At 43.1% G+C, this 8,274-nt stretch carries 10 protein-coding genes; 2 read left to right on the top strand and 8 right to left on the bottom strand.

The window, feature by feature from the left end; genetic code table 11:
- Positions 1 to 46 precede the first annotated feature (46 nt).
- Positions 47 to 127 (bottom strand): DUF2080 family transposase-associated protein, encoded by an 81-nt coding sequence (locus QXD64_08770; GenBank protein ID MEM3397399.1) that lies wholly within the window; start codon positions 125 to 127, stop codon positions 47 to 49.
- 230 nt (positions 128 to 357) lie between these two features.
- Here QXD64_08770 and QXD64_08775 point away from each other — a divergent pair, with 230 nt between their 5' ends.
- The gene (locus QXD64_08775; protein MEM3397400.1) at positions 358 to 1,608 is read left to right on the top strand and encodes a Glu/Leu/Phe/Val dehydrogenase; all 1,251 of its coding nucleotides are present in this window, start codon (positions 358 to 360) and stop codon (positions 1,606 to 1,608) included.
- 1 nt (position 1,609) lies between these two features.
- On the opposite strand, the gene QXD64_08780 is transcribed toward QXD64_08775, so the two are convergent.
- Together QXD64_08780 and QXD64_08785 are read right to left on the bottom strand one after the other, a co-directional pair.
- Positions 1,610 to 2,119 (bottom strand): tRNA (cytidine(56)-2'-O)-methyltransferase, encoded by a 510-nt coding sequence (locus QXD64_08780; GenBank protein MEM3397401.1) that lies wholly within the window; start codon positions 2,117 to 2,119, stop codon positions 1,610 to 1,612.
- Positions 2,116 to 2,613, bottom strand: a complete 498-nt coding sequence (locus QXD64_08785) for an ArsR family transcriptional regulator (protein MEM3397402.1) — start codon at positions 2,611 to 2,613, stop codon at positions 2,116 to 2,118. Before QXD64_08785 ends, QXD64_08780 begins: the two co-directional genes overlap by 4 nt.
- 116 nt (positions 2,614 to 2,729) lie before the next feature.
- Here QXD64_08785 and thiC point away from each other — a divergent pair, with 116 nt between their 5' ends.
- Complete coding sequence (gene thiC / locus QXD64_08790; GenBank protein MEM3397403.1) at positions 2,730 to 4,016, top strand: phosphomethylpyrimidine synthase ThiC; 1,287 nt, start codon at positions 2,730 to 2,732, stop codon at positions 4,014 to 4,016.
- Here thiC and gcvH read toward each other — a convergent pair.
- From gcvH to QXD64_08815, 5 genes are all read right to left on the bottom strand, one after another.
- The gene (gene gcvH, locus QXD64_08795; protein ID MEM3397404.1) at positions 4,007 to 4,393 is read right to left on the bottom strand and encodes a glycine cleavage system protein GcvH; all 387 of its coding nucleotides are present in this window, start codon (positions 4,391 to 4,393) and stop codon (positions 4,007 to 4,009) included. The two genes, thiC and gcvH, sit on opposite strands and share 10 nt — an antisense overlap.
- Before the next feature lie 220 nt (positions 4,394 to 4,613).
- Positions 4,614 to 5,774: a hypothetical protein gene (locus tag QXD64_08800; GenBank protein ID MEM3397405.1), complete on the bottom strand. Its 1,161-nt coding sequence runs from the start codon at positions 5,772 to 5,774 to the stop codon at positions 4,614 to 4,616.
- Positions 5,746 to 6,120, bottom strand: a complete 375-nt coding sequence (locus QXD64_08805) for a hypothetical protein (GenBank protein ID MEM3397406.1) — start codon at positions 6,118 to 6,120, stop codon at positions 5,746 to 5,748. Before QXD64_08805 ends, QXD64_08800 begins: the two co-directional genes overlap by 29 nt.
- 203 nt (positions 6,121 to 6,323) lie before the next feature.
- Complete coding sequence (locus QXD64_08810) at positions 6,324 to 7,253, bottom strand: hypothetical protein (GenBank protein ID MEM3397407.1); 930 nt, start codon at positions 7,251 to 7,253, stop codon at positions 6,324 to 6,326.
- Positions 7,254 to 7,811: 558 nt separating this feature from the next.
- The coding region (locus QXD64_08815) for a hypothetical protein (protein MEM3397408.1) at positions 7,812 to 8,274 on the bottom strand (463 nt) is incomplete at its 5' end.

The raw sequence follows: 8,274 nt of genomic DNA on the forward strand, positions 1-8,274 counted from the left end.
GTATCTAAGGTTTTGAGCGTCCGATAGTATCTATCATGTAGTTCTGTCAAATTATCACCAGGTAAACAGTTCTTCCAAGATGTTCTTTGGGGCAATCAACCTTGGCGCTGGTGCCGAAAGGCGTCACTTTCGGTGCATCGGTGGAATTTTAAAAGCCCGGTTTAAAAATTTATAAGAAACATGCATCAGGAGGTTTACATACTGGCATCAATTTTTGAATTTTAGCTAGTATCTTTCGGAGATACTATTGTGGAGGTTTTTTGCCAGAAATTTTGTGATTAAGGAACATGCCTTGGTAAAATATATTTACCCCCTCGGTTTAGGCAAATTTGCCAATAAATGGCAGAGGTTGAAAAAATGGCAGAGGAATTAAACCCATTTAAAATAGCCCAGAAGCAACTGGACTTGTGTGCAGAGAAACTGAAACTTGAGCCGGCAGTGCATCAGTTTTTGAGGGAACCAATGAGAACACTGATTGTGAGCATACCCGTAAAAATGGACGATGGAGAAACAAAGGTATTCACTGGTTTCAGGGTGCAGTATAATGATGCAAGGGGTCCCACAAAGGGTGGCATAAGATTTCACCCAGAGGAAACACTAGACACTGTGAAAGCCCTTGCTGCGTGGATGACATGGAAGTGCGCAGTGGTCAACATACCCTATGGTGGTGGTAAGGGTGGCGTCATCTGTGATCCAAAGAAGATGTCAAAGAGAGAACTAGAGCAGCTTTCAAGAGGTTACGTGAGAGCTGTTGCTCAGATAATCGGCGATGAGAAAGACATCCCTGCACCAGATGTCTATACTACCCCTGAGATTATGGCATGGATGATGGACGAATACTCAAAGATAAAGCAGTACAATGTGCCTGGTGTGTTTACCGGCAAACCCATAGTAATCGGTGGCTCCGCGGGTAGAGGAGATGCTACAGCAAGAGGTGGGTCCTATTGCATCAGAGAGGCTGCAAAAGCTCTAAAGATAAACCTGAAGGGTGCAAATGTAGCCATCCAGGGTTTCGGAAATGCCGGGCAATTTGCAATGAAAATTTTGTCTGAAGAGTACGGCTGCAAGATAATTGCAGTAAGCGATTCTAAGGGTGGAATTTACAACGAAAAGGGACTGGATTACACCAAGGTGATGGAGCACAAGGAGAAGACAGGCAGTGTTGTTGATTTCAAGGGTGCGAAGAATATTACAAACCAGGAACTGCTAGAACTTGAGTGCGACATCCTCGTACCTGCAGCACTGGAAAACCAGATTACTGCTAAAAATGCAGGAAAGATAAAGGCGAAGATTGTAGCTGAACTCGCAAACGGACCTACAACCCCAGAAGCTGATGAAATTCTCTACAAGAACAAGGTTTTCGTGATTCCTGACTTCCTCTGCAATGCAGGTGGTGTTACCGTCTCCTACTTCGAATGGGTCCAGAACATAAACGGATATTACTGGACTGAGAAGGAAGTCCACGAGAAACTTGACAGAATCATGACAGAGGCATTCCACGCGGTTTACGAGATGTCACAAAAGGAGAAGGTGCACATGCGTTTGGCCGCCTACATGGTAGCAGTGAAGCGCGTGGCTGACGCAGTCAAAGCCAGAGGCTGGGTATAAGCTAAACCCTTTCTATCACTTTTTTTCCGTTTTTTTGTGGTATAATCACAATTTTTCCCTGAAATTGTTTTTTTAAGCCAGTGCCATGAAGAAATCTATCCAAAAATACAGCAAGTGCAGCCACCTCTGAATGCGGTTGATTCCCCACCGCTACATTGTGGTGAGCAAGTTTATACACTTCTCCAGGAACCTTCTCTGCACCCACAACAACGAGCAAATCCGCATTGCCAGGAATTTCTTTCAAGGCATCATCAATGTGAATGCCATACATCGTAAGATGCACAACAACTCCATCCCAGTTTTTTATTACTTGCCTCCAGCTCTCAGCAAGCTCCACTTTAAATGGTCCTCCAAATCTCTCAGTAACTGCATCCACTGTTGCCTTAATTTTTTCGTCAGGAGGCGTTATATACACTACATCAGCACCACAAGCTCTTGCAGTCAGACATACATGGGTTGTAACTCTGGCATCGCGTCTTGGTCTATGGCCTAACCGAAGAACAGCGATCATATCTGGACCACTTCAATTCTGTGTCCTTTATAATCTAGTTTAAGCGACCTCCTGACGAGACCCTTTAGGAATGTTGGTGAGATATTCAATTTCTCGGCTACATCTCCTGCAAACATGCCACTTGCTCCCACTAGGTCTATCACCTTTTCCTCCCACTTTCGGAACTCGGCTTCGCTCATTCCAGCCACATAAATTACATCAATCATTTCTTTTATGGGTGCGCTGCAGTTTATGCTAAATGCTGAATAGTATGTGTGGTATGCTTTCTCTGTCTTACCTTCTTTCGTGGTTTGCCACCTTGTCTCTATGAGTTTCAGTTTCTCAAAAAATTTTAGAACCTTCACACCCTCCTTCCCAAACTTCTCTTCAATCTCCTTCTCAGTCCTCCAGTTATCTGAAAGATCCCTGTATAGGTTTGCTTTCAGATCTGTGTCTATGGCTCGAAATACATTCACCAGTTCCCCAATGTCGTTAATTACTTTTACTCGAGTCATGGTTTCGGGAAGGGTAATACACTCTTGGGATAAAATCTTTTTTACAAGTTTAGCTGATTTCTTTTCCGAATGACATAAAAAAAAGTTTTATTTAGTGGTGTGAACTACCAGCAAATATGTCATTGATGAAAGAAGCTGCCCACAGGGTGACAGATGAAATTCTAGCTGTGGCAAGGTCAGAAAATATCGAAGCAGAGAAACTACGAAAGCTTGTGGCAAGTGGTAAGGTTGTAATCCCCTGCAACCCTGTAAGGCAACATACACTTAAAGGGATTGGTGAAGGGCTGAGCATAAAGGTGAATGTGAACATTGGCACATCTAAAGACCATGTGGATTTGAACGAGGAATTTGCAAAGGTGGAAGTTGCTGAAAAATATGGTGCAGACGCCCTGATGGACTTAAGCACTGGAGGGGACATCAACGCAATTCGAAAGGAAATTCGTAAAAAATGCAATTTACCTATGGGCAGTGTTCCGATATACCAGGTAGGAGTGGAATGTGCAAGAAAAAGTGCAATCGTAAACATGAGCGAGGATGACATTTTCAACAGCATTGAAGCCCATGCAAAGGACGGTATTGACTTCATGACTGTGCATTGTGGCGTGACAAGGGAAAGCGTGGAAAAACTTCGCCAAGCAGATAGAGTTACTGGCGTTGTTAGCAGAGGCGGTGCCTTCCTCGTTGCCTGGATTCTCCACAACCAGAAGGAAAACCCGCTTTATGAAAACTTCGATTATTTGCTAGAACTTGCTGAAAAGTATGAGTTCACACTGAGCTTGGGAGATGGTTTAAGACCTGGAAGTATTGCGGATGCAAGTGATGCGCCACAAATTCAGGAATTGGTAATCCTGAGCAAACTTGTGCACAGGGCAAGGGCAAAGGGAGTGCAGGCAATGGTTGAGGGTCCTGGCCATGTGCCGCTTAACCAGATTGAGGCAAATGTGAGAATTGAGAAAAATCTTACAGATGGGGCTCCATTCTATGTGCTTGGACCCATTGTGACTGATGTGGCACCCGGCTATGACCATATCACGGCAGCAATTGGTGGTGCCTTAGCTGGATATTTTGGTGCAGATTTTCTCTGCTATGTCACGCCTTCTGAACATTTAGCTCTGCCCACAGTTGAAGATGTGAAGGAAGGTTTGATTGCATCCAGAATTGCTGCTCATGCTGCTGAGATTGCTAAAGGGAGAGGTTTGGAATGGGACAGAAAAATGAGTGAAAAGAGGTATGCGCTGGACTGGGAAGCGATGTTTCAACTTGCAATTGATAGGGAGAAGGCAGAGAAATACAGAAAAAATAGAGCACCGACAGAACAAAAAACCTGCACGATGTGTGGCGATGTCTGTGCGATGAAAATTGTGAGCGAATTTTTAGGAAAATCAAATATAGATTACTGCTGAATCAATTTTTTGTAGGCATTTGCGTCTAGCAGGCCATTTGTCTCTGAGGGATTTGTCATCTCAATAACTGCAAGCCAGCCCTTACCATAAGGGTCCTTGTTGATGTTTTCAAGTTCATTTTTGAGTCCTTCGTTGAGTTCCACAACTTTACCTGACACTGGTGCATATACCTCATTTGAGGACTTCACAGAATCAAGGACGATGATTGCCTTTCCTTTTTCTACAACTGTTCCTGGCTCAACAGCAAAATCAATGTTCACTATTTCAGTGAGGGCTTCCTGGGCATAATCAGTTATTCCCATCCTTGCATTCTTTCCTTCAACCTTCACCCATTCATGGCTTTCCGTGTAAAGCAAATCCTCTGGAACATTTGACATGGCAATTACCTCAATCGCCTGAAAGGAGATGAGGATTATAAGGGTTATGGATGTTCAGAGTGGGGTGTATTATCAACATTCTTCGTTGTCCCACTTCCCGTCATCGTGATTGGCTCTCCAGAAGTTGTAACAGATTTCACTGTGAACTGGTATAGTGTCGATAACTTCAAATCGGTTACCCATGCCGTATGTGTCTTCCCATCAAAGCTCATTGTGGCAGTTACTCTTTGCCAGCCATCACAACCTTGCTACCAGAAGCGGCTACATTCTTTCTCCACACGACTACAACCTCACCAGGCTCCTTGTAATTCGTTGCCATTCCAATGCCTCGCTCATCACCATAACGGCTAAATCCTATATAAACTTCACCGAAATAGCCCGTGGCTATTGCCGGCTCAAAGAGACCAAGTAGTGGGTGCTGGTATTTGTCCATAATTAGTTCGCTGTATGTAATGTCTGTTTTTATTCTCTGCATTTCACCCATCTGTCTCAGTCCTGCATCGAAACTTGCATAGTTCAGCATGGAATACCAGTCGTCATAGTCACGCCAGACCACATGCAATTTCTTCTCTGTCTTTGGCATTCTAAAAGGCAGTTGCCAGATGCCTGGTGCAATAGCAAGGACATCAATTGCGTCTGTATTGCTCATGCTGAGCAAGGCTGTGGTGTTTCCAACCATGCCATAGACCTGGTAATTCCCGCTCCCGTTGTCAGCCCAGAAATAATACTGTTTTCCTTCCCATACAACAAAATCAAACCCCATCTTCCAGCTCCCATTTGTTTCTCGCACTTTGCCCGCATTCCAGGTTGTGTTGTTCTTCTCAGCCAGATAAATCCAGCCATTGTAATTTCTAATGCCAATCAACTCTCTGCCCGCAAAATATCCCCGTGCCAGTCCATACAGCGGCTTTCCTTCCTGTGTGTAAATTTCCGCTGTGGTGTTGTTTTCCCAGACCCTCAGTGTGCCACCGCTTTTCAACGATGCTTTCAGATGCCAGAGCGAGGGCGTTGTATTCACCGCTGGAGTTGTAAGGGCTACCTTGCAGTAAACTGCCTTCCACTCAACGCTCTTCTCAATTCCATTCCCAACCTCTTCCCAGCTCACATTGTCCTCGCTCACATACACTTTACCGCTCCCTTCCCAGCTTAGATTGATTGCTAAAATTTCCGTCTCCGCTTCAAACAATTTTGCTGTGTATTCCCCTGCCTTGTAATAATGCTCCACATACTCTATTTTCGGCACCGCTGTAGTGATCTCTTCAACCTTGAGCTCGTCAATGTAAAACTCTGCCCAGTTTGCTTCCTTGTGCAACCAGTCCTCACCAATCCAGAAATGGCATTCTGCGTTCCAGTTATGATGCTCGGTAGTGAGATAACACACATGATGGAGGGCCAGGGGAAGTGAAAAGAAAGGAGTGTTGATAGTCTATGCTCCAGTGAACGGTAGACCAATCTATGGTAATGTTGCAAATCTTCGCTATAGTATTTGTTCTGTTAACCATATACTTTATTTTGGTATCTAATTCAGATTCTGGACAGGCACCATGGTAAAAGATGTCTATGTACCCACTTTTTACTCCAGAAGTGTTTCTAGCTCCAATCTCCCAATCTTCGTCAGGCCACGAATTGTTTGGAGAAAATATCCAATATTTTATGTATGTGTCTGAATCTTGGCCGCTTAGATCTTTGATTCCGAATCCCTCCCTATTGAGCTCTATCTCTATCATTGAAATGTTAATGCGTTCAACTTCTGTGGCATCTATAGAAATCCTAGTACCTATTAAAATAATGTACCTGTCTTGTGGTTTATAATGAAAGTGAAAAAAGGATAGAGTCAACAATGTACCAACAATCACACTTATAATACACACAATAATAAAAACGATAATTATTGGTGGAAGGATATGTTCTTTTCGGATTCAAATCCCCCCTATGGACTCCCGTCATAGTACCTTGTTGAAATTGTAGGAGAAACAGGACTCCAATCATACCAGTATATCCATTGACCTTGAGGATTCTGCCACTTGTTGAATTGATAGTTTCTCCATTTCCATACCATCTCTGGAGAGGAAATTGCTTTAGAACCTACTTGGTTATGTGCCCAACTTACATTACTCTTCCATGGAAAATGAGTAGAGATCCATTGACTACCCACTTGATACTCGACTGGCCATATATTCGCCTTTTCTCCCGAGTAGATGTTATCTCCAGTAAATAGAACTCGTTCATTGTGTCCATCATAGCGTTCCACCCCATACACCCAAACCCAGTGCTGGAAGTCTTCTACTTTTAATGTTACTCCTGCATTCCAATCTGCGAGAAGTTCCCATCTACCCTCACCTGACCATGGGTCATAAAAGTAGAACCAAACGCCTCGCCAGGGAGCTAGTTCTCCATTTGCTGAAAGCAAGTCCACCATCAGACCTATTGTAAAATCTCCATCGGAACTGTAAAGACCGCCATGTTCAAATGTATTGTATAGAGGTCTACCTCCTTGAGATATCTGGTAACCAATCCACAGAGAAGTAAAGTCTGGCACATCTAACCCTCTTCCATACATCACTCTATGACCTCCTGCATCGTGGTATGTGAACACATGGATTCCTTCCCTATGCACCCTGGTATCCGTAAAATCAAATGCTCTCAGGTTGTGATGGAAATCATAGATTACCTTAACTGGCTTTTTTGCTGAGACATCGTACACAACCCAGAAATACCACCAGTCATGCGGATGCGGGTCTAAGCCTGGGTCATCATGGAACGGATAGTAGAACCAGTATTGGATACCGAGAAGATTGTCTGACTTCCCCATAATATTCCTTCTTTGTTCATTGATTTTTGCGTGCTTCATTTTATTCATTATTCTCACCATCTTTGTTTAGAAGTACATTTGCACACCTAATCTTGGTAGTACACATACCATATTAAATCATCACCTGAAATATTTAACCCGCAACAACGGGCGACATTCAATATAGTGCTGGTAGCATACATTTTTTCGGCAGGGATATCTCTCTCGGGGAAGGAGGCAATATAGTAATAGTTCATCCACGCTCTATTTATAGTATTATCGCTGCACACTACTAAACAAAAACGCTCGTACGACCTATTTTTTGGTGAAAATAGAGAATACGTCAAATTCCCTGTTTCAACAGATGTATTTAGTATTCCAAAATCAATTGACGACAGTTTAGGTTCAATGTCTGAGATATTCATCCGTAGTACCTCAGAGTAATTGAGATTTGTTTCACCAGACATCATATTTACCCAACGATTAGTAGGGAAAATATCCGGCAACCGATACAAAAAAGGAGTCACCATAAAAAAGATGATGATAATACCAATTATACCACACACAAACAAAGATATCAAAATAGGAAGTATTCCTCGTCTTTTCATATGGAAACCTCCAGGGGAATTATGGTGAGCCATCATAATACCTCGTAAAGATTGTTGGCCATTGAGGCTCTCCCCATAGATAATACGGTTTCCCACTTGCATCATACCCATCGGGACTATACTGTTTCCATTTCCATACCATCTCCGTTGTAGAAATAAACTTTCCAGATTTTTCGTTTTTGGAGACTCCCCCTCTCCATGGAAGATAAGTTAAAATGCCACTCTGAGAAATTTTAGGCCACTCATCGTACATCCCTTTTGATGGAGAAAGAAAATTGTCACCCGTAAAATAAACCCTATCATAATTGTCTGTGCCCTGTTCTACCCCATACACCCATACCCAGTACTGGAAATTCTCAACTCTCAGTGTAACTCCTTCGTTCCAGTCACTATTCTCATTTCTCCAAGTTGCAATCGTCCCTTGATGTTTTAGATACTCTATCATTGTTCCAAACAATTTATCACCTGCCAATACATCTCTT

Source organism: Thermoplasmata archaeon, assembly GCA_038874435.1.
GTDB lineage: Archaea > Thermoplasmatota > Thermoplasmata > Lutacidiplasmatales > SKW197 > SKW197.